Here is a 21,589-nt window from a genome sequence, read left to right as displayed (position 1 = left end):
AACCATATGAAAAACGAATCTCGCGGTCTGCAATGGGCAGCGCACATTATCATGATTGTTTTTTCCCTGGCGTGCATTCTTCCGTTCATCCTGCTGTTCATCTCATCGATCACGGACGATCACACGATTGCCGTGGAGGGCTATTCCTTCTTCCCCTCCAAGCTCAGCCTGGGCGCATATGAATATCTATGGAGAGAATCGGCACAGATCTTCCATGCGTACGGGATCACGATCCTGATCACAGTGATCGGCACGAGCGCAAGCCTTGTCATCACTTCGCTGCTGGCCTATCCGCTATCCCGCAAGGATCTTCCCGGCGGCGTCGTGCTGTCGTTCATCGTGTTCTTTACGCTGCTGTTTAACGGGGGACTGGTTCCGACCTATCTGGTCTATACCCAGCTGTTCGATATGAAAAACACGCTGCTAGCTCTGTTGATCCCCTGGCTGCTCATGAATGGCTTCAATGTGCTGCTGATGCGGACCTTCTTTGCCACCACGATCCCTTCGGCGGTGCTGGAATCGGCCAGCATGGACGGTGCCGGGGAGTTCAGAATGTATTACAAGATCATTCTGCCGCTGTCGCTGCCGATTATGGCAACGGTCGGCATGTTCCAAGGGCTGGCATACTGGAACGACTGGAATAACGGATTGGTCTTTGTAACGGATCCGGAGCTGTTCAGCCTGCAAAATCTTCTGAACCGGATCATGAGCGATATCCAGTATTTGACCCGCAACAGCAGCATGAATTCAGGGAATGCACTGGAGCAGCTACCAAGCGAGACATTCCGGATGGCCGTGGCCGTCATTGGCGTCCTGCCGATCCTCGTCGCCTATCCGTTCTTCCAGAAATACTTTGTTAAAGGCATGACGATCGGTGCGGTAAAGGGCTAAACCAGAACGTATAAAACAAGATGACCAAGGACAGGAGTGAAGTCGAAATGATAGGAAATTGGCATTGCATCATCGACAAACCGCGAATGAAAATACAGTTTAAAATCAGCAAAAAAGCAGACTACACCCTCGATGCCGTCATGGAGCCCCTTCCGGTTCCGCTCTCATTCCCCGACGTTACGGTGCAGGGCAGCCAACTACGGGGACTGGGTAAAGTGTTTTGGAAGCCGGATGAGGATCTTTCCGTCCAGCTGTCGTTCGACGGGGATTCGTTCACCGGCGAGCTCCGCATCCCCTCGTTCGGGAGCTTCCCCCTTCAAGGTGAAAGGGGGCGGGGGCCCTATCTAGCGCAATCCTTGCTGGAGGAAGCAGCGGTGCATCGAAAGAGCGGGGTACGGGAGCGTACGGACGAAGAGATTGCAGAGGCTGTAGAAGCGTTGCTTGCCGACATGTCGCTGGAGGAGAAGGTTGGTCAAATGTGCCAGTGCCAGGCCTCCAATTTCTCCTTCGGGAATGCCGTGGAATCCGACCCGCCCGAGAAGCTGATTGCTGAGGGCAGGGCAGGGTCGGTACTGGGAGCCTTTGACATCACAAGAGTATTCGAATTGCAGAGAATAGCCGTCGAGCAATCGCCGCACGGCATTCCGCTGCTGTTTCATGCGGACGTCATCCACGGCTCGCAGACCATTTTCCCGATTCCGCTGGCATGGTCCTGCAGCTGGGACATGGAAGCGATCCAAGAAGCGTGCGCGATCGCCGCTAAGGAGGCCAGCGCTTCCGGAACGATATTCAATCACGGCCCGATGATCGACATTACCCGTGATGCCCGCTGGGGCAGAGTATCGGAAGGAGCCGGCGAGGATCCGTTTTTAGGGGCGTTAATTGCCAAAGCTCAAGTTGCAGGGTACCAAGGAGAGTCTCTGCATAACGAAGAGACGCTGGTCGCCTGCCTGAAGCACTTCATTGCCTATGGTGCAGCAGAAGCCGGCAGGGATTATAACAGTGTGGACATCTCGGAGGGCACGCTGCGAAACGTGTACCTTCCGCCGTTTAAGGCTGCACTGGAAGCGGGAGCCGACTCGGTGATGAATGCCTTTAATATTTATCAGGGCGTCCCGGTTGCGGCTAATATGTTCGTACTGAAAGAGCTGCTGCGGGAAGAGCTGGGCTTTGACGGAATCCTGATTTCCGATTACGGCTCTGTTGACGAGATTCGGATTCACGGACACGCGAAGGATACGAAGGAGGCTGCGCTAAAAGCAGTTCATGCCACGATGGACATCGAAATGGTGACACGCGCTTTCGATCATTTGCCTGCGCTGGTCAGGGAAGGTAAGGTGAGCGAACGGCAAATCGATGATGCTGTTCGCCGCATTTTATACTTGAAGTACAAAACCGGTATAATGGACGACCCATATCGATATATTCGCCCTGAGAAAGAAATCGAATACCACTTTAACAAAGCGCATCTGCAGGCAAGTTTGGAGTTGGCGCGCAAATCGGCCGTTCTGCTCAAAAATGACGGCGTGCTCCCGCTGGCTAAGGATGCCGGCAAAATCGCGCTGATAGGTCCGTTTGCCGATAGCAAGGATCTGCTCGGACCGTGGCAGTTCTCCCGGTACGGCCATGAAACGGTGACCCTGTACGAAGGGCTGCTGGAGAAAGGCATTCCTGCGGAGCGCCTCCTCTACGCTCAAGGCAGCGGCGTGAATAAAGCGATTGACGGCGGAATCGAGGCTGCAATCTTACAGGCGAGAGAGGCCGATATCGTCGTTCTGGCGCTGGGTGAGAGCAGCGATATGTCGGGTGAAGCGGCTTCCCGCATGGATGTCGTCATTCCCGAGGCGCAGCAGCGGCTGGCGGAAGCCGTGATCGCGGAAGGCAAACCGACGGTTCTTGTCCTGACGAACGGACGTCCGCTAGTCCTGGACTGGTATGACCAGCATGTCGATGCCATTCTGGAAACCTGGTTCCTAGGCTCGCAGGCAGGTCACGCCATCGCAGACGTGTTGACAGGAGATTACAACCCGTCAGGGAAGCTGACGATGAGCTTTCCTGCCCGCATCGGGCAGGTGCCGGTATACTACAACAGCTTTAACACCGGCAGACCGGTAACTGATACGAATGGAAAGGATAAATTCATATCCAAATACTTGGACGGACCGAATGACCCGTTATATCCATTCGGATATGGGCTGAGTTATACGACTTTTGATATCTCGGGGATCACCCTGGACCGACGCGAAATGACGGCGGACGGTACGATTACGGTAACGGTGAAAGTGACGAATACGGGCGGTGTTTCCGGGGAGGAAACCGTTCAGGTGTACATTCAGGACTGCTGCGGGAGTATTGTAAGACCGGTTAAAGAGCTGAAGGGCTTCCGGAAAGTATGGCTGGAACCGGGAGAGAGCCGGGAGGTTACGTTTACGATTAAAGTCGAGCAATTGACGTTCTGGTCGCCGGCTTCCGGCTACGCGGCTGAGCCCGGCACATTCAAGGTGTACATCGGCTCCAGCAGCCGGGATCTATCGGATGGGTTAGAGTTTGAATTGCTGGATGAATTGAATCATAACGGGGAGGAATTGAATTGAGCGATCAGCGGGATTTGAAGGCACTGGTTTCGCAGATGACCTTGGAGGAGAAGGCGAGTCTTTGCTCCGGTAAGGACAATTGGCATACGAAAGGGATCGAGCGGCTGGGCATTCCATCCGTTATGGTGACGGACGGACCGCACGGGCTTCGCAAGCAGCGGGCCTCGGCTGACCATCTGGGCTTGTTCGACAGCGTGCCTGCAACATGTTTTCCGTCGGCGGCGGGCGTAGCGAGCTCATGGAACCGTGACTTGATCTACCGGATGGGCGAAGCGCTCGGCAGAGAATGCCAGGCGGAGAACATAGCCGTATTGCTGGGGCCTGGAGCTAACATCAAGCGTTCGCCCCTATGCGGACGAAACTTTGAGTATTTCTCTGAGGATCCTTATTTATCATCCGAGATGGCGACTCACCATATCAGAGGGGTGCAGAGTCAAGGGGTCGGGACCTCACTCAAGCATTTCGCGGCCAACAACCAGGAGCATCGGCGAATGACGTCGGACTCGGTGGTCGACGAGCGGACGCTGCGTGAAATTTACTTGGCCAGCTTTGAAGGCGCCGTCAAGCAAGCACGGCCGTGGACGGTGATGTGCTCCTACAATAAAGTGAACGGAGAATTTGCTTCCGAGAATGAGACGCTGCTGACCGATATTTTGAAAAACGAATGGGGCCATGACGGCTTTGTCATTTCGGATTGGGGTGCGGTTAATGAGCGGGCCAAGGCGCTTGCGGCCGGAATGGAGCTGGAGATGCCGTCAAGCCACGGCGAGGGGGATGCAAAAATTGTAGAGGCCGTAAGAAACGGCCAGCTGCCCGAATCCAAGCTGGACGCTGCGGTGGAGCGTCTGCTTGCCGTGATCTTCAAGGCCGTAGATCAGCGAAAGCCTGATGCGGCCTTCGATCAGGCGGAGCATCACCGTCTGGCTCGCGAGGTGGCTCAAGAGAGTATGGTGCTGCTTAAAAATGAAGGCGGACTGCTGCCTTTGGCCCGAAGCGGCCGCATTGCCGTCATCGGCGAATTAGCTAAAGAGCCGCGCTATCAGGGCAGCGGCAGCTCCAAGATTCGTCCGACCCGGCTGGACGATATCTTAGAGGAATTAGAGGCATCGGCCGGCGATGCGAAGGTCCATTACGCCCCCGGCTATAAACTGAACGAAGAGGACATTGACCCGCAGCTGCTTCAGGAAGCGATTGCCCTCGCATCCGAGGCTACCGTTGCCGTTGTTTTTGCCGGGTTGCCAAACCGTTATGAATCGGAAGGCTTTGACCGGAAGCATCTGCGGATTCCGCCGAATCAGATCGCTCTGATCGAAGCGGTAGCGAAGGTGCAGCCGAATCTGGCAGTGGTGCTCAGCAACGGCGCACCGGTGGAAATGCCGTGGCTTGGAGAAGCCAAGGCGGTGCTGGAAGCGTATCTTGGCGGACAGGCGCTTGGCGGAGCAATCGCCGATATTCTATTCGGTGACGCGAATCCGTCCGGAAAGCTGGCCGAGACGTTCCCAGTTAATTTGAGCGACAATTCCTCGTACTTGTTTTTTCCCGGGGAAGGCGACCGTGTTGAATACCGCGAAGGTTTGTTTGTCGGGTACCGCTATCATGATTCGAAAAAGCTGGCTCCCTTGTTTCCTTTCGGTCACGGGCTGAGCTACACCAGATTCGAATACTCCAATCTGACCGTGGATAAGAAGCGGCTAAAAGATAATGAGAAGCTCACCGTTTCCGTCGATGTGATGAATACGGGAGCCCGACCTGGCAAGGAGATCGTTCAGCTCTATGTTCATGATATGGAGAGCAGCGTGATTCGGCCTGAACAGGAGCTGAAGGGCTTTGACAAGGTGGAATTGGCTCCGGCGGAAGCCAAGACCATTACCTTCGAACTGGATCGCAGAACCTTCGCCTATTATGACGTTGAGCTGAAGGACTGGGTCGTCGAGTGCGGCAAATTTGAAATTCGAATCGGCAAGTCCTCCCGGGACATCGTGCTTACGGAGATCGTTGAGGTGCAGTCCACAACGGTGCGGGAGATTGTATTCCATCGCAACTCCACCGTATCGGATTTGAAAATGACCGTCAAAGGCGCGGCTTTTGTAGAGGATTTTATCGGCAAGCTCCCGTTTGCATCCGCGATTGAAGACAGTTCCCATGCGGAAATGTTTCGGGCGTTCCTGGACGCCATGCCATTGCGCGGCTTGTTGTCGTTCAGCGGCGGCAAAACGACAGAGAAGCAGCTGAGTGACTTGATTGACTATTTGAATAACTGACTGGAATGAGTTGCTAAGAATAGCTGATTCAAACATTACCACAATCATGATATGAAAAAATTTTTCATGTGTCGGATCAGGGAAAGGAAGTGTCTATTCAATGAAACAGGAGCAACCCATGCCGTTGTATCCACGGCCGCGACTTGTGAAATGGCTGGGTGGAGAGAAGAACTGGTCGGGCAGCGTTTCGTATGAAATTCAGGAAAGAGAAGTCCCAGCCGTGGAGCAGGTGAGACTGAAAACTCGATTGGAGCAGGCGTTGTCTGGTTCTTTTCGGGATGATCCTTCAACAGATTCGTCCATTCCGATATCGGTCTCTTTACAGGAGAGGCTGCATCCGGAAGGCTATGTCTTACAATGGGATGAGGCAGGACTCCATATCGTATACAGTCAACCGGCCGGGTTGAATTATGCAGTGGTTACCTTGGAGCAGCTACTCTCTCGCCAAGGCCTTACTTGGAGTTGCTTCCGAATAGAAGATGAGCCCGATTACCCGGTACGCGGCTTAATGCTGGATATCGGACGGAGCAAAATTCCGAAGCTGACCGAGCTGTTCCAGCTGCTAGACCAGATGGAGAGTTTAAAGCTGAATCATCTGCAGCTGTATATGGAGGGATACTGCTTCGAATATACGCAGCATAAGACGGCGTTCCCTGAAAGCACGCCAATGACTGCGGAAGATTTCCGGAGATTGGACGCATACGCCGCAAGCCGATTTATCGATCTGGTGCCGAATCAGAATTGTCTGGGCCACATGGGAGATTGGCTCAGTAAACCGGCATACCGTGACCTTGCGGAGCATCCGGATGGAATGCCGATTGATGGTCCGTATCCATTGACATTCCCTCCCACCACCTTGAATCCTGTGGACCCGCGTTCTCTAGATTTGATCCGGGGGATGTTCGACGAATTGCTGCCCGCGTTCACATCCGATTGGGTGAACATCAATATGGATGAGCCGTTTGGTCTTGGATCCGGCAAAAGCAAGGAGCGCTGCGATGCGATCGGATTGGGCCCGCTGTATATGGAGTATGCAGTGGGCGTGACGGATATCGTTCGAAGCCACGGAAAGAAAGCGATGATGTGGGGAGATGTATTGACCCGCCATCCGGAAGTGGCCGAACGGATCCCGGACGATGTGACGATCCTCGACTGGAATTATGACAGCAGCATTTCTTTTGCTGAGCACTGCAGCATGCTGCAAAAGCACGGAATATCGTATTTCGTCTGTCCGGGTACCAGCTCTTGGTCCTCCCTGTCCGGGCGGACCGACAATATGCTGGACAATATCGCGGACGCAGCGGTCCAAGGTCAGAAATACGGAGCCGGAGGACTTATCGTGACCGACTGGGGAGATAACGGACATTGGCAGGTTCCGGTCATCAGCTATCCAGGGTATGCGTATGCAGCGGGGTTAAGCTGGTGCACGGAAGGCAACCTGCATCGGGAAGATGAACTGAAGAGCTATCTGTCGGAGTACGTATTTAAAGACGCCAGCGGTGAGATCGGGCATTTCCTGATGGAATTGGGACGATACTACCATTTGGAGAACAGCTCGCTTGATAACGGCACCTATCTGAGTGCTTTGCTGACCCGCGGATTAAAGAGCCGGGAGCAGCTGGAGAAAGAACTTAGCTTGTTTTTGCGGATATTTGCAGAGCTTAACGGCACGACAGTCGATTCGTTTCAGCTGAATTTTCAATATCATGACATGCTGGCGTGGCTGAAGAAGCTTAAAGAACAGCTGGGAAGAGTTGATCCTCAAGTTCGCGATGCCGACGTCATTACAGACGAACTGCGTAATACCCTGCGATTGATTGAACAGGCAGTTGGCATTCACCGATATATGTGCCGGATCGATATGTCTGATGCACAAGATGAGGTCAATTGCATCATTGATCTGGAATCTCAGCTCAAGCTGGTTATTGAAGAATTTAATCGATTATGGCGGATTCGCAATAAGGAAGGCGGTCTTACAACCAGCACCCGAGCGATGTATAGGCTGCTTGAACAATACGAAGGGATTCGGCAAACTCAAGAATAAGTTTTAGAGCAGCAGACCTCAACACATTCAAACGCCAATAATTGAAAGAGGTAGTCTGGAGTCATGTTTGGTGAGTTACAGGAGAAAATTTCATTTGTACGAGGATATACTCATAGCATTTAAAGTCGCGATACTCGCGGCTTTTTTTATGGAGGATCGCTATTTATTATCTAAATGGATAGAAAATATTCGAAAGCGGGAGCTTGGAATGGTAAACAAACAGAACTTCGTTGAATTTGGTTGCAATAACCAACTAAATTCAATTAAAATGTATATAGTTGGTTAATAATACTATTGGGGTTGAATATGATGAAAAGGATTGAATTCCAGAACGAATCGTACGGAAAAGAAATAACCGCAATCAATCGACATTTGCATATGCTGCTTACTCCGCGTCTAGCCCCGCTTCGCTTGGGATTTGGGCAACACATGTTTTTGCTAATGCTTTCAATGAAAGAGGAGGTGAATCAGAAAACACTAAGCGAGCAATTGATGGTCGACAAGACAACGACGGCAAAGGCGATCCGAAAGCTTGAATCTGAGGGTTATATTCGCAAAGAAATTGACCCCATCGATCTACGGAACCAAAAGATATATCTAACCGATTCCGGAAGGGCTGTCGTTCCGAAGATTGAGGAAGCGCTAGCAGAAGTAATGGAGATTGGAACAGAAGGGATCTCAGCAGAAGAGTACCTGGAATTAATAAGGTTGTTAAAAATCATATTAAACAATTTGAACAAACATGTACAAACTTCAACTCGTCAGTGATTCTAATGAGCAGGGGAGATGGATATGAGAATAACCGTCATAGGTTCAACGAGTCCGACAGGACTGGAGGTTCTAAAGTACGGTAAGACGCGTGGGCACGAGCTTATTGCGTTTACAAGACGCCCGCAGTTGTTAAGTATGGATCAGAGCTTTGACAAGATCGTAACTGGAGATGGACTTCATAAATCTGACGTTCTTCATGCGATTGACGGAAGTGATGCTGTAATTGCGATTATCGGCGGCAAAACCGATATAGCCGGCGTTACGGAAACAATTATTAGATCGATGCAGGAAAGAAAAACCCGGCGTCTCATTTTTGTCAGCTCTTATTTACTCGAAGCCAAACGCCCCAGAATCTTCGCTTCATTCGCAAGATGGATCTTTCGTCACGAATTGACGGAACTTGATAAAGCCGAGAAAATCATCCAGGAGTGTGACCTTGATTGGAGTATCTACCGACCAGCTCAATTAAATAATAACCCTTCAACCGGAAAGATAAGAGTTCAGGAACAACGTCATGGTTTTGCTTCCGGTCCATATCAAATTTCTAGAGCAGACTTGGCCAAGGTGTTAGTTGATGCTCTTGATAACAATGCGAACTTCAGGAAAATATATTGTGTTACTTGGAGCAAGGAATAGAGAGGGGATGATGAGATGTATTACCTGTATACTTCACTGTTAGTGTTCCATATTCTATCCGCAATTTTTGGAGTTGGGCCGGTGTTTCTGTTCAATATGATTTTGAAGCGGGCGAAGTCGGCGGAACAGTTGAAATATGCTCATCATATCGTTGAAAAATTGAACCGAAATGCCAATGTTTCCTTTGGTATTATCCTCATATCAGGATTATTGATGGGCTGGATAAACCCTTACTTATTTCAAACGGAATGGTACATCGCTTCGCTAGTGTTGTTTTTTATCTCAGGCATGTATGCGATCTTTGCGGTTGAACCCATCCTGAAACAAATGCAAGGGATCGCGTCCAATTCGTCAGGGCCTAACGAGATTTCCTCAGAATATAAGATGTTATTTCAAAGAAAGCAATCCCGAGATACGGTGGCAAACCTAATAGGAGTCATGATTATTCTCCTTATGGTAATTAAGCCCGCATTTTAAGGTATGAGTATAATACCTGGGAGAGCCTGCCGATCCAATAGGCATACTAAGTCACAGAAATCGCGCCAATATAAATAAGCGGTACATTATGAAATAAGGATTGATCTAGAGTTAACTCTAGGTGATAGACTTAAATGCAAGGAGGGATCTTCATGGAATATGTGAAACTAGGGAATACCGGGCTCGACGTATCCCGCATCTGTCTTGGATGCATGGGATTTGGCGCAGCAGAGCGGTGGGTGCATCAATGGGTGCTTAATGAGGAGAACAGTCGTCCTATTATTAAAAAGTCATTGGAGCTAGGCATCAACTTTTTCGATACGGCGAATGTGTACTCAGACGGTACAAGTGAGGAGATGTGGGCCGCGCATTAAAGGATTATGCCAATCGGGATGAAATCGTCCTTGCGACCAAAGTTCATTTCCGTATGCACGAAGGTCCTAACGGTATGGGTCTGTCCCGGAAAGCAATTATGAGTGAAATCGACAAAAGCCTCAAGCGCTTGGGTACCGATTATGTTGATCTGTACCAGATCCATCGATGGGATTATGATACGCCTATCGAAGAAACAATGGAGGCTCTTCATGATGTGGTGAAAGCCGGAAAGGCCCGCTATATCGGAGCTTCAGCCATGTTAAACGCCAGCGGACTTACATTGGATAAAACCGGGTTGCGGGACCTCTTCCTACAACGCGGTTTTTTTGATTTTATGGGAAAATAAAAAAAGCTTGGCAGATGCGCCAAGGAGTACAAAAAACAATTGAACACAAAAAAGCGCTATGATATAATCAGTAGCGCAATTGAAAAGTCATGAAGAAACCGATATTATAATTCCTTATCCTAATCTAATTGTACATCGGTGATCCTGATTTGTCAATGCACTTTTTTCGGACCAGATTGAGAAGGAGTGTGTTCAGAAAACATGGAAGCGAAGGAATGGCAGTTAGAACAAGAACGGCTGGATCAGGTAAGGGGAAAGATGAAGGCGAGGATCGACCAGTTGGAACCAAGCGTTACCGGGATGCGCGATCAGGCTGCTGAGATTCGCAGGCGATTCTGGGAAGAGGTTACGGTCAACACGAGCTCGGACGAAGAGTTTGAAGAAACATTTTATACGATTAAACAACAGGCTGCGGTGTTATCCGAAAGGGAGCGTCGTCACCGGCTTCTGAAGCAGCAATGGAGGAGCTTACATCGGCTGCTGCCGTCTCCTTATTTTGGGCGTGTTGATTTTCTAGAGGACGGCCTGAATGTGAGCGAGCAGATTTATATCGGCGTATCATCCTTCGTCGATGAAGATGAATTGAGCTTCCTGGTATATGATTGGCGCAGTCCCATCGCGAGTCTTTACTACGACCATTCACCCGGTGCGGCCTCTTACGTCACGCCGGTCGGGCAGATCACGGGTATGATGGAGTTGAAACGGCAGTATCAGATTCACGATGGACAAATCCGTCATATGTTTGATGCGAACGTAACGATCGGCGACGAGCTCCTCCAGCAAATGCTGGCCAAAGGCGCGGACTCCCAAATGAAGAGTATCGTATCAACCATCCAGAAGGAACAAAACGCCATCATCCGAAACGATTTTAGCCGGCTGCTTATCGTCCAGGGGGCGGCTGGCAGTGGGAAGACCTCCGCAGCCTTGCAACGTGTGGCGTATTTGCTATACAAAAACCGCGATTCGCTTAAGGCAGACCAGATCGTTCTCTTCTCGCCAAATCAAATGTTCAACAGTTATGTATCCACTGTCCTTCCCGAGCTCGGCGAGGAGAACATGCAGCAGACGACTTTTCAGGAATATCTCGAATATTGGCTGGGTTCATCCTTCCATGTCGAGGATCCCTTCAATCAGATCGAATATGTGCTGACCGCACAATCAACTCCGAATTACGAGGCGCGTCTTCAAGGGATGAAGTACAAGGCATCCGAAGCTTTCATGAGGGCCCTGCAAAACTATGCGAAGTGGCTGGGGCGGGAAGGCATCCTGTTCAAAGGCATTCGGTTTCGGGATCGTGTTCTGATAACGTCGGAGCAAATGAGAACCCAATTTTACAGCTACGATCCTTCCTTGAGCTTAGCCAATCGTGTTGATCTCTTACAAAAGTGGCTTCTGAAGGAACTTTCATTATTAGAGCGCAAAGAGCGGAGGGCGTCCTGGGTTGAGGAGGAGCTTCAATACCTCGACAACGAGCAATATGCGGAAGTTTTCAGCGAGCTGCATAAGGATAGGGAAGTGTTTGATATCGCCGAGCGTTATGCCGTTGTTTACGAGAAAATAAGCAATAAGCGCAGAGAAGATGAAGGTGACTTTGACTTCGCCGAGCGGGAGGAAGACATCCTCAGCCAAAGGATTGTGAAGATGAGCTTCAAACCGCTAAGGCAAGGCGTGAAGCGATTTTCGTTTATCGATGTCCAAAGCTTATACGTCCAATTGTTTGATGATGAAGCTGCTTATCGAGAGAAGACAAATGAGACCGAGATCCCTGTTCTATGGTCTGAAATTTGTAGGCAAACCAAAGAAAAGCTGGACCGGCTCGAATTATTCTATGAGGATGCGACTCCGTATCTGTATTTAAAAGAACTGATCGAAGGCGTTCGAACGAACACGGAGATTCGGCATGTGTTCGTCGATGAGGGGCAGGATTATTCGCCGTTTCAATATGAGTATCTCAAAAAACTATTTCCGCGTGCCCGCATGACGGTACTCGGTGATTTCGGGCAGGCGATCTTTACGCAGTCTACCAAGCTGCATGAGTCCGATTCGCCGCTTACTCGACTTTATGGTGAAGCCGAAACCTGTTTGATCCGCCTTGTTCGCAGCTATCGTTCAACACGGGAGATTGTGGAATTTACGAAAACGCTGCTCTCTGCTGAGTCGGAAATCGTCCCCTTTGACAGGAGCGGACATAAGCCGCTTCTTGTGAAGTTAGATGACCAAGAAATGCGTGAAGCACGAATACTGAAAGACATCGCGGCACTTAAAGCCGAGGGCTTAGACTCTATTGCCGTCGTTACGAAGACTGCGGCTGAAAGCCGCGCAGCCTTTGAATCTTTAAGGGAGCAAGGAAGCGAAGGATTGCAGCTCATTACGAAGGAGACGGTCACCTTTGAAAAAGGAGTAATGGTTATCCCCGTATATCTCGCCAAGGGTGTTGAGTTTGATGCCGTTCTGATTTATGAGGCATCACCTCAAGCTTACAGCCGGGAAAACGATCGCAAGCTTCTGTATACAGCATGTACGCGGGCCATGCACCGACTTCATGTATACACAACGGACGATTGGTCACCGTTCGTGCAGGCATTGCCAGCTGATTTATATGAGAAAGCGGCATATTGACGGATCGGTGATGACGCCCTCCGCCACAAGGTTCTGCTCATGATTTAGCCATTTCTTCGAGAACAGATCAATTTGATCCTCGAGCTAATTTTTAACCATGCTCAGCTCGATGATCAGAAAGAAGGGATCATGTCAGCTCCTATGCAAACAAAGGTGCTGACTCGCTTGTATGAAAACATGTAAACAGCCTTTGCCGTTATTCGGCCAAGGCTGTTTTTTTGCGCTTATAAATCTGAACCGTACGTCATTCATTACAAGGGTAGGGAACTTTGCCTTGCCGGCTCAGAATTGTGGAGCTTGTCGATAGACATGACCTTTTATCGTCCTAGCCGAAGTTAAACGCTGACTGTAGGTTCAACCGTAGTTATTCTATTATTGACGGAATCGAGTTGCACTGTTGCGCCAATCGGCAAGGCGGCTTTATACATCCCATGTCCTGTAGCAAGATTCGTTATAAGCGGCTTACCGAGAGGTACAACAAATTCGTTGATTAAATCTTCATAGGATATGCCATAAGCCGCCTGGCAGCCTGAGCATTCTCCCATAATAATGCCGATGCAGTCATTAAATTTACCGGCAAGCTTCAAATCGTTCAAGTATCTGTAAACGGTATTGGTGGGTTCATGCGTTTCTTCAAGAACGAGAATTTTACCCCGTGTATCGATTTCGAATGGCGTGCCCAGCGTATCGACAAACGATGTGAGATTACCGCCAACAAGCTGCCCCGTCACATTGCCCGGAATACGGCTTATCAACGGCATCCCCGGCGGATTCAAGATTGGCCGGGTTAATGAATACACGGATGTCGCGGAAAAAAACTGATCGAAATTATAAGCGGGCGTTTCGGGTTTGAAGTCAATAAGCATCAGACTATGGAATGTTATTAAATCTACATATTGATGCAGAACATTTAATAGTACCGTGATGTCGCTGTACCCCGTGACGATTTTTGGGTTACTTCGTATCTCGTCGTAATCCAGGTAGGGAAGAATTCCGGCCACGCCTGTACCGCCTCTGGTAGGCAGTATCATTTTTACCTGCTCATCTCGAAACATCATCATTAAATCGGAGGCTCGCTGCTCGTCTGTGCCGGCAAGAAACCCGTTTTGCGCATATACATATTGACCCAATACAACATTAAGCTCCATTGCTCTCAAATATTCGATTCGTGCATTAATGATGCCTGCAGCGAGCGGGCTGCCCAAGGTAACGATTCCAACGGTATCGCCCCTCTGCAAGATTGGCGGAGATATCGGCATATTCTTTTCTTCCCTTCCTGAGAATAGAAGAAGCCATCGTGATCATGTCTTTAGAATATATTGGCTAGATTCGCAATGCAGTACTAAAAAAGAATTTTGAAAAGTTTGTATTCTTAGTTGAGAGAGGGGAAGGGAGAAGGCTTGAGCGGGTTTGTTACTGGTGGTGCTACCTTCTACGAAGACTTCGATTGATGGATAGCTGTGTCGATGTAGGCTCTCAAGGTCTTGATAAACGTACGCATGGCGTATCCGACATACCTGTCGCTGCGGTAGATCAGACAAATGTCCTGAGAAGGCGTAGGGTTCCTGAGGTGCACGACCTTGATGTCCGGATTGTGAAGATTCTCCAATAGAAGTCGCGGCAGAACACAAGCGCCGACTCCGCTCTGTACCATCTGAAGGAGGGAAGATAACGTTGTCGTCACCAAATTCGACTGAAGTGTAAACCCGTTGTCCATGCAAAAGCGGTCAATCACCTTGCGGCATTGGTGGTCTCCTGGGAACATGACCATCTTTAAGCCTTGCAGCCTGTTCAAGGGGATGAAATTCTCCGTGGCAAGGGGATCATTCCTACTTACAGCCAATGAGAACTCCTCATGAAACAGGGGAATTGTCGTGAGACGTTCATCGATAACAGGTCCAATGGTTACGCCCACATCGATGCTTCGGTCCAGGACTTGTTCGGTTACTTTCGTGGTTTCCAAAAGGGACAGTGAGAGGGTGGGGTAGGTCTGATGGAAGTTTAATAGCATGGCATTGAACATGAGATCCGCGTCACCGGGCAAGACCCCGATGGAAAGGGACCCGCCTTGCATTTGCTTCAGATCTGCAATGGCGTCGCCCGCTTGCTGCAGATGCCTGAAAACGGCAGCACCGTGTTCGCGAAGAATGGCTCCAGCGTCTGTAAGGACAATGGTTTTTCCCACACGATCGAACAGCAGAACTCCGAGTTCTTCTTCCAATCTTCTTATCTGCTGGCTAATGTTGGGTGCGCTGACTCCCATTTTTTCGGCAGCTCTCGTGAAATGAAGCTCTTCACAAATGGCCATGAAATATTGCAGTTGTTTTAACTCCAATGCTCGCACCTGCTTTCTAATGCATCGTGTATCATGCTCAATCCTTATTGTTGCTCCGACTTCTTCTTCTGTCAACGAATAATCGTTAACTGATACTTAACGTTCCGGTAACGCCCACTGCATTGATGGTTAGTTCCGTAAGACATAAAATGGGAACATATCAAGCGGTTCTCACGATAAAGGAGGAATTAGCATGTCTGAAATGATTATCAATACGGCAACAACCGCACGTCAAGTGCTGCAGCAGCAGGTGCAGGCGATCCCGGAGGAACTGTTCGATATCCAACCGGCTGGTTTCAACAATACGGTCCGTTGGAATGTCGGCCATATGATTTATTGGATGGATAAGTATTCTCCCTTGATCTTCGACTCCACGCCTATCGTACCGGGCTCTTATGAAACGCTGTTTAACTCTGGCACAAAGCCCTTGGATTGGACGGTTGCTCCACCATCGAAGGAAGCGATGGTCGAGATGTTAACGGCGCAGCTTTCCCGTATCACTGAGTTGAAGCCTGAAATGCTGGGCGAGGAGCTTTCGGCTCCGTTTGACTTGGGACCGTTCCATTTCAACACCTCTGGTGAGCTGTTAAACTTTATCCTGATTCACGAAGCTTTTCACCTTGGAACGATTTCGAGCCAGTTAAAGGTTCTTTCGTCGAGTTAACCAATGTTAAGCAAGATTCCTATTTCAAGACGTCTCACCATTCAAAACGACTCAATGAAAACTCAATTATATTTGAAGCAAACAATAAACCGTAATGAGGAGGAATTTTCTATGGAGAAATCTCTAGACTCAGTCCAATCCCGAACATGCGAAGGGTTTGATGCCTTTAGGCATGCGTTGGAAACGGGGGATACAGCTGATTTTCTTAATAAGGTTACGGAAGACTTTCATTTCTCTGTTCCGCTCCCGCTAGAGGGGTGGAATCATGAACAGCAAGGCAAAGAGCGGTTTGAGGAATTGATCAGGTTCGAGCGCTCCGTATTTCAGATGCAGCTGACTCCGCTCATCGTTCTTGAGAATGAGGACAACGGGATGGTGGTATTTCGCTCGGAAGGCTTGTTGAATGGGCGGCCTTTTCGTAATGAGCTTGCAATCGTCTTTGAATTTGAGGCAGGGCGGATCCGCTCCTTCCGCGAATATGTAGGTATGCCGTTAAAAAACTACGAGAACCCATAATAGATATAAAAGCTGCAGTGTATATTGGAAGCCAGACTCCATTCGGATCAGGCTTCCAATACATGTTCCAGACGTACACGCTCAATTAAACACTTTCGGCCTTGTCCAGTATGCTTTACGAGCTGCAAGTCTACTTATCCTTCAGATTAATTCTAATAACCCCACCTTACCACCAAAAACCATCATCCCGCCTTCAGGCAGTACTGCCGAGTAATTGTTGCTTGCCTCCCGCGAAGAGCTCGTTGTCTCATTCATAACCGAAGTGTATCTATGCGTGTTAAGAATATATTATATTTATGGGCCGTCTTCGAATACAATGTACGTATAGCCAAGCACGAGATCAAGCCTGAAGCAGCGATCCGGCCCGCCTTAGAACGCGACTTGGCCGGTGTTCACGGTTGAATCAAACAACTACAAGTTTATCGGAGGGGATTCGAATGGGAAAACAGTTTCCGGCCATGCTCCCCGAGCATATGGCCTTCATCCGAAAGCAGCAGCTGTTCTTTGTCGGAACGGCGCCCATGTCGAGGGATGGGCATGTCAATCTGTCGCCGAAGGGATATGACACGTTTCGGATATTGTCCGATCGTAAGGTTGCGTATTTGGATTTGACCGGAAGCGGCAATGAGACCAGCTCTCATATCGAAGAGAATGGTCGTATCACGATGATGTTCTGCGCATTCCAGGGGCCGCCGAACATCCTGCGCCTATACGGGACCGGAACGGTGATTCTCCCGGAGGACAACGAGTGGGAGCAGCTGTACGAAATGTTCGAGCCGCTGCCTGGAGTCCGGCAGATAATTATGGTCGACATACATAAAGTCCAGACGTCCTGCGGCTATGCGGTTCCATTCATGTCGTACGAGAAGGAGCGAGAGACGCTCCAGCGGTGGGCGGAGCAAAAAGGCGAAGAAGGCTTGCACAGTTACTGGCAGGAAAAGAATTTGAGCAGCCTCGACGGATTGCCGACGTCTCTTGGGAAACGTATAAGGACATAGCGGTTGGTATCTCGCGGCTGGACGATGGGACAAGAGTGACTTTGAGGAGGTTGAAGGTGGAACATTCCCAAATCGTACATACAATCCTTGCAAAATTAGGAAATGAACGTTTGATTACGGAACTGACAACAAAATTGTCGCAATCGGAGATGACTACGCTTCTTCTCGCGCTTTCACAAGAAATGACGGCTCAAAGTTCTCCCGTCGACTTGTTAAACAAATATGCCACGAATCGTTTTGTGAAGCCTTCCGAAATCAGTCCAATTAAACTGAAGAAAATAGAGCTTGATATGCTCGAATTGGCCGAAAATAGCGGATTTACCTCATTGGAGCTTTCTCCAGCTAGTCCGTTGGGAAGCTGTTCAGTGATTGCAAAGGTTGATCAAAACAAGGTGATATCAGCAACAAGAGGCGTTGAATTGATGTCGGACAGCACCAATATGCTTGCGATTTATCTGGCGAATGGCATAAAGAACAAATCAATAAACAACAGCATCAACGATGTGCATGTTTGCGCAGCCAGCAGAGTCACTCGAGGGCAATGGTATAAACAGGCCAACGTCCTGCCTCATTTCGGTTTATTTACCTTGGTTAGTTCAGGAAAAGATACCGGTTCATATCGCTTCGAGAAAGATACACTGACCCGGCACATCGCATTCTATCTCAATTATTATGGTGGGAAGCTTGGTCAGGAGACAAAGGTATTTCTTCATATGCGCAAGGGCTATACCGATTCAGAAGGTTTCCTGGACAGAATGGTCGATCATTTGAATGTAGAGTTTCCCTCCTGCTTATTTATCGAAGACAGGGTAGAGAGCAGCAACCAGTATTATAAAGGCCTGAACTTCGAAGTGAATGTGAATGGAGTGAATATAGTAGATGGCGGTTTCGTGGATTGGACCCAGCAATTGCTCGGGAACAAGAAGGAACGATTGTTGATTAGCGGGACGGGCATGGAATTACAGTTGATCACCGGAATGATTCAATGAACGAGTCAGTTTCAATCAAAATCGAATTCGATTCAATTCGATTGAACTGCTGCTAAACTGAACTGAATCTGCGATCGGCAGCAAAAACTTCATCTACGCATGCGAGGGTCGCGGATTCCGTTGACACGACACCAAACAGTGTCCTATACTTAATTGCAACCGCTCTGGAGCTCGAGAATGGATTGGATTTGCTGCATAAAAAACTTGAGGGGGGACCTCGATGGTAAACGGTGAAAGGAATTCAAAGATAGATCCCTATTTTAACAAACTTAAGAAGTGGAAGGAAGAATTTAAGCTGCTGAGAGAAATCGCTCTTGACTGCGGGTTGACCGAGGATTTTAAGTGGATGCATCCATGTTACACGCTTGACGATAAAAACATCGTTTTGATTCATGGCTTTAAGGATTACTGTGCGCTTCTGTTTCACAAAGGGGCGTTGTTAAAAGATCCCCATGGGATTCTAATCCAACAAACCGCGAATGTTCAGGCGGCGCGTCAGATTCGGTTCACCAATGTTCAAGAGATCGATGAAATGCAACTTATCTTGAAAACATATATTGATGAAGCCATCGAAGTTGAGAAAGCCGGTTTGCAAGTGAACTATAAAAAGAATACGGAATACACCATACCGGAAGAATTAGAAAGCAAATTCGTGGACATGCCCGATTTAAAAGCGGCTTTTGAAGCATTGACACCGGGACGACAAAGAGCATATATTCTACATTTTTCTACACCCAAGCAATCCAAAACCCGAGAGTCAAGGATTGAAAAATATATTGCGCATATCCTGGATGGGAAGGGATTAAATGATTAAATTATGTTATCTTTGTGGGAGGAAGAGAACATACATAGATTAAACTCCGCGTTAAACGCGGAGTTTTTTGTTTGCAATTAATCGTTATTGGGGTGGCTTCCTTATCCTATGGCTCACTGCTTTAGATAAGAGAGCAATCCAAACAAATTTCAACAAAAAAATAAATTTCGGTTGCACCTAACGTAACGTCATCTTTTATACTTAAGCTACCGGTACATAGTTAGCGCTAACTAAAGGAGCTCTTATGAAACGAAATTGGAAGGTAGGGGAGCTTGCCAAACAAACGGGGCTCACCGTGCGGACTTTGCGATTTTACGATCAAATTGGTTTGTTCTCTCCATCGGGTAAGACGGAGTCCGGTCATAGGCTGTACGACGAATCTGACCTGTCACGCCTGCAGCAGATTATATCGCTTAAAGAATTAGGCTTATCTTTGGAGGATGTAAAGCTCATCCTGAAGGACGAGCAGATCAGCCCTCTAGAGATCGTCAAGCTGCAAATAGCCCGAATCAAGGAACAAATCAAGGTGCAGCAGCAGCTTCTTGAACAGCTTCATCATCTATCCAAGTCGATGCAGGGGATGGCGCCATTAGCGGTTGAAGACTTCACTGACCTCATGCAAGCGATTAAAAAAAGCCATGAGAAGTTAGTCATCGAGCGGAGAACGAGCTGGGAACACCATCTGGATGTATTGGGTAATTTTATTGCCGAGGAAGAGAAAAAATCGAAATCTAGGGAGGATTAATTATGAACGAACGATTTGTTAAACATGCCACTTTCGTCGTCGAACGGTCTTATGCAGCTTCGCCTGCGAGGGTCTATCAAGCTTGGGCCGATCCGGCTGCCAAAGCAAAGTGGTTCTCAAAACCCGATATTTTCGAGTTTCATGTGGGGGGACGCGAATATAGCAGCGGTGGCCCGCCAGAGGGGCCCGTCTTTACGTTTGACGCGTGCTACCAAGAGATTGTGCCGGAAGAGCGCATCGTCTACAGCTATACCCTGGATTCGGATGACAAACGTATCTCCGTTTCAATCACAACGGTCGAGCTCATCCCGACCGAGGATGGCACAAAGCTGGTCTTCACGGAGCAGGGGGCATTCTTAGACGGGTATGATACGCCTGAAGTGCGTGAGCATGGGACAAATGAGATGCTTAATGCACTTGGAAAGACACTCGAATAGCGGCTTCCAGCATGTTAAACCCCACTGTTAAAAAAATCAGTGGGGTTTAACCACAACCTGGATAATAGAGGCTAGAGTGAAGAATTGTTAAATAGATATCTATTACTCTTTCCGACTTATAAACTCATTCGGAATATCTTCACCTTCCGGGTTATTGTTTTTAATTTGGCTAAGACGTCCATTGCGATACTCACCACCATGAACCTTGTTCTGGCGCTGACCATTATTATCCGTACGATCATGCTGATTATGATTATAGTTCCTGTTATTTGCCATTTCGCATACCACCCTTTTCTCTAAGATGTACAACATAGAATGTGTATTGAGACCAGATTTATGCAGATTGGCGGCTCGAGGACTCTAATTTAGTTGCCTGGTTGGTTCCGCCGTGAAGTAAATCTCGTTATATACCATGCACTTTGTAAACTTCTTAAGTACCTCACATCGGTATTGCCCGTTTTGGAATAAATCTAGGTAGCTGTTTTCGCTGCGGATATACTTTCCATCATCGTACCAGTTCATAAATCGATTGTTAAATCTTCTTTTCATACAAAAATACGGCTCCATGACGATAACCTTGCCACCTGGTTTCAAAATGCGTTCAAACTCGACCAAATATGAACGAATCTGCTCATCTGATATATGGTGAAGAACAGCAACGACAAAGATATAGTCAATGGAGTTGTTTTCTATAGGGATCTGGCGTTCATCAAATATTTCAAATGTATGGTTGGGGTACAGTCTTTTGGCCAGACGAACCCGATCCATATTGGGCTCAATGCCAAGATACCGATCTGAATGACAAATAGAGCAATTTGCTCCGGTACCCGAACCAAAATCAAGGATGAACTTATTCTCCAATTGGAAGTGCTTCTGAATATGGTCATGGATATATTTTTTAGTAATCCATTGGGGACGGACAAACCAGTGATACAAACGCGGAGACAGAGGCATTTCTAACAAGTCACCACCCTTTTTATATAGCACAAAGGTTAATCTGACTCATCGTCCCATTCCTTATACGTAGAAAAATTAACCGATTCCCATCGATAAAGGCAAATAAACTATTTATATAAA

The 21,589-nt window shown here is 48.4% G+C and carries 18 protein-coding genes and 1 pseudogene; 15 read left to right on the top strand and 4 right to left on the bottom strand.

The features are described from left to right. Positions 1–6: 6 nt before the first annotated feature. The 8 genes and pseudogenes from MKY82_RS18205 to helD all read left to right on the top strand — a co-directional run bounded on the left by MKY82_RS18205 (position 7) and on the right by helD (position 13,014). The gene (locus tag MKY82_RS18205) at positions 7–891 is read left to right on the top strand and encodes a carbohydrate ABC transporter permease (protein WP_194543030.1); all 885 of its coding nucleotides are present in this window, start codon (positions 7–9) and stop codon (positions 889–891) included. Between the two features lie 47 nt (positions 892–938). Next, on the top strand, positions 939–3,485 hold the full coding sequence (locus MKY82_RS18200) for a glycoside hydrolase family 3 N-terminal domain-containing protein (RefSeq protein ID WP_339294033.1): 2,547 nt from the start codon (positions 939–941) through the stop codon (positions 3,483–3,485). 35 nt (positions 3,486–3,520) lie between these two features. Then, positions 3,521–5,746, top strand: a complete 2,226-nt coding sequence (locus MKY82_RS18195) for a glycoside hydrolase family 3 C-terminal domain-containing protein (RefSeq protein WP_339296694.1) — start codon at positions 3,521–3,523, stop codon at positions 5,744–5,746. Between the two features lie 100 nt (positions 5,747–5,846). Then, on the top strand, positions 5,847–7,790 hold the full coding sequence (locus MKY82_RS18190) for a family 20 glycosylhydrolase (protein WP_339294032.1): 1,944 nt from the start codon (positions 5,847–5,849) through the stop codon (positions 7,788–7,790). A gap of 462 nt (positions 7,791–8,252) precedes the next feature. Beyond that, positions 8,253–8,558, top strand: a complete 306-nt coding sequence (locus MKY82_RS18185; RefSeq protein ID WP_339294031.1) for a MarR family transcriptional regulator — start codon at positions 8,253–8,255, stop codon at positions 8,556–8,558. Between the two features lie 24 nt (positions 8,559–8,582). Next, on the top strand, positions 8,583–9,197 hold the full coding sequence (locus tag MKY82_RS18180; RefSeq protein ID WP_339217636.1) for an NAD(P)H-binding protein: 615 nt from the start codon (positions 8,583–8,585) through the stop codon (positions 9,195–9,197). 629 nt (positions 9,198–9,826) lie between these two features. After that, positions 9,827–10,308 (top strand): annotated as a pseudogene (locus MKY82_RS18175) (aldo/keto reductase); the annotation flags it as partial. A gap of 288 nt (positions 10,309–10,596) precedes the next feature. Beyond that, the gene (gene helD / locus MKY82_RS18170) at positions 10,597–13,014 is read left to right on the top strand and encodes an RNA polymerase recycling motor HelD (protein ID WP_339294030.1); all 2,418 of its coding nucleotides are present in this window, start codon (positions 10,597–10,599) and stop codon (positions 13,012–13,014) included. Positions 13,015–13,349: 335 nt separating this feature from the next. Here the strand turns inward: helD and MKY82_RS18165 are convergent, their stop codons facing one another. Both MKY82_RS18165 and MKY82_RS18160 read right to left on the bottom strand, forming a co-directional pair. Further along, positions 13,350–14,273, bottom strand: coding sequence for an LD-carboxypeptidase (locus MKY82_RS18165; RefSeq protein WP_339294029.1), 924 nt, complete (start codon positions 14,271–14,273; stop codon positions 13,350–13,352). Between the two features lie 173 nt (positions 14,274–14,446). Continuing rightward, positions 14,447–15,349, bottom strand: a complete 903-nt coding sequence (locus MKY82_RS18160) for a LysR substrate-binding domain-containing protein (protein WP_339217628.1) — start codon at positions 15,347–15,349, stop codon at positions 14,447–14,449. Between the two features lie 193 nt (positions 15,350–15,542). Between MKY82_RS18160 and MKY82_RS18155 the strand changes: the two genes are divergently transcribed. The 7 genes from MKY82_RS18155 to MKY82_RS18125 all read left to right on the top strand — a co-directional run bounded on the left by MKY82_RS18155 (position 15,543) and on the right by MKY82_RS18125 (position 20,512). Then, positions 15,543–16,013: a DinB family protein gene (locus tag MKY82_RS18155; RefSeq protein ID WP_194543022.1), complete on the top strand. Its 471-nt coding sequence runs from the start codon at positions 15,543–15,545 to the stop codon at positions 16,011–16,013. Between the two features lie 111 nt (positions 16,014–16,124). After that, complete coding sequence (locus MKY82_RS18150) at positions 16,125–16,529, top strand: nuclear transport factor 2 family protein (RefSeq protein WP_194543021.1); 405 nt, start codon at positions 16,125–16,127, stop codon at positions 16,527–16,529. A 437-nt stretch (positions 16,530–16,966) separates the two neighbouring features. Then, complete coding sequence (locus MKY82_RS18145) at positions 16,967–17,527, top strand: pyridoxamine 5'-phosphate oxidase family protein (protein WP_194543019.1); 561 nt, start codon at positions 16,967–16,969, stop codon at positions 17,525–17,527. Then, positions 17,419–18,516, top strand: a complete 1,098-nt coding sequence (locus tag MKY82_RS18140; protein WP_339294028.1) for a hypothetical protein — start codon at positions 17,419–17,421, stop codon at positions 18,514–18,516. Before MKY82_RS18145 ends, MKY82_RS18140 begins: the two co-directional genes overlap by 109 nt. A gap of 220 nt (positions 18,517–18,736) precedes the next feature. Further along, positions 18,737–19,330 (top strand): YdeI family protein, encoded by a 594-nt coding sequence (locus MKY82_RS18135; protein WP_339294027.1) that lies wholly within the window; start codon positions 18,737–18,739, stop codon positions 19,328–19,330. 244 nt (positions 19,331–19,574) lie between these two features. After that, complete coding sequence (locus MKY82_RS18130) at positions 19,575–20,075, top strand: MerR family transcriptional regulator (protein ID WP_220685012.1); 501 nt, start codon at positions 19,575–19,577, stop codon at positions 20,073–20,075. Between the two features lie 2 nt (positions 20,076–20,077). Continuing rightward, positions 20,078–20,512 (top strand): SRPBCC family protein, encoded by a 435-nt coding sequence (locus tag MKY82_RS18125; protein ID WP_220685013.1) that lies wholly within the window; start codon positions 20,078–20,080, stop codon positions 20,510–20,512. 102 nt (positions 20,513–20,614) lie between these two features. On the opposite strand, the gene MKY82_RS18120 is transcribed toward MKY82_RS18125, so the two are convergent. Together MKY82_RS18120 and MKY82_RS18115 are read right to left on the bottom strand one after the other, a co-directional pair. After that, positions 20,615–20,788, bottom strand: coding sequence for a hypothetical protein (locus MKY82_RS18120; protein WP_181469777.1), 174 nt, complete (start codon positions 20,786–20,788; stop codon positions 20,615–20,617). Between the two features lie 84 nt (positions 20,789–20,872). Continuing rightward, positions 20,873–21,466 carry a class I SAM-dependent methyltransferase gene (locus MKY82_RS18115; protein WP_339296693.1) on the bottom strand — a complete coding sequence of 198 codons (594 nt, stop codon included), beginning with the start codon at positions 21,464–21,466 and terminating at the stop codon, positions 20,873–20,875. Positions 21,467–21,589: the final 123 nt, after the last annotated feature.

The organism is Paenibacillus sp. FSL W7-1279, from assembly GCF_037969845.1.
Lineage (GTDB): Bacteria > Bacillota > Bacilli > Paenibacillales > Paenibacillaceae > Paenibacillus_AQ.
Note: the sequence above shows the minus strand (reverse complement) of the source record. Positions and strands in the feature narration are given on the sequence as shown.

Coding starts and splice junctions, on each gene's coding strand:
- MKY82_RS18120 (WP_181469777.1), bottom strand. CDS start 20,788: ATGGCAAATAACAGGAACTATAATCATAATCAGCATGATCGTACGGAT.
- MKY82_RS18165 (WP_339294029.1), bottom strand. CDS start 14,273: ATGCCGATATCTCCGCCAATCTTGCAGAGGGGCGATACCGTTGGAATC.
- MKY82_RS18190 (WP_339294032.1), top strand. CDS start 5,847: ATGAAACAGGAGCAACCCATGCCGTTGTATCCACGGCCGCGACTTGTG.
- MKY82_RS18135 (WP_339294027.1), top strand. CDS start 18,737: ATGGTAAACGGTGAAAGGAATTCAAAGATAGATCCCTATTTTAACAAA.
- MKY82_RS18195 (WP_339296694.1), top strand. CDS start 3,521: ATGACCTTGGAGGAGAAGGCGAGTCTTTGCTCCGGTAAGGACAATTGG.
- MKY82_RS18115 (WP_339296693.1), bottom strand. CDS start 21,466: ATGCCTCTGTCTCCGCGTTTGTATCACTGGTTTGTCCGTCCCCAATGG.
- MKY82_RS18155 (WP_194543022.1), top strand. CDS start 15,543: ATGTCTGAAATGATTATCAATACGGCAACAACCGCACGTCAAGTGCTG.
- helD (WP_339294030.1), top strand. CDS start 10,597: ATGGAAGCGAAGGAATGGCAGTTAGAACAAGAACGGCTGGATCAGGTA.
- MKY82_RS18125 (WP_220685013.1), top strand. CDS start 20,078: ATGAACGAACGATTTGTTAAACATGCCACTTTCGTCGTCGAACGGTCT.
- MKY82_RS18145 (WP_194543019.1), top strand. CDS start 16,967: ATGGGAAAACAGTTTCCGGCCATGCTCCCCGAGCATATGGCCTTCATC.
- MKY82_RS18130 (WP_220685012.1), top strand. CDS start 19,575: ATGAAACGAAATTGGAAGGTAGGGGAGCTTGCCAAACAAACGGGGCTC.
- MKY82_RS18200 (WP_339294033.1), top strand. CDS start 939: ATGATAGGAAATTGGCATTGCATCATCGACAAACCGCGAATGAAAATA.
- MKY82_RS18150 (WP_194543021.1), top strand. CDS start 16,125: ATGGAGAAATCTCTAGACTCAGTCCAATCCCGAACATGCGAAGGGTTT.
- MKY82_RS18180 (WP_339217636.1), top strand. CDS start 8,583: ATGAGAATAACCGTCATAGGTTCAACGAGTCCGACAGGACTGGAGGTT.
- MKY82_RS18205 (WP_194543030.1), top strand. CDS start 7: ATGAAAAACGAATCTCGCGGTCTGCAATGGGCAGCGCACATTATCATG.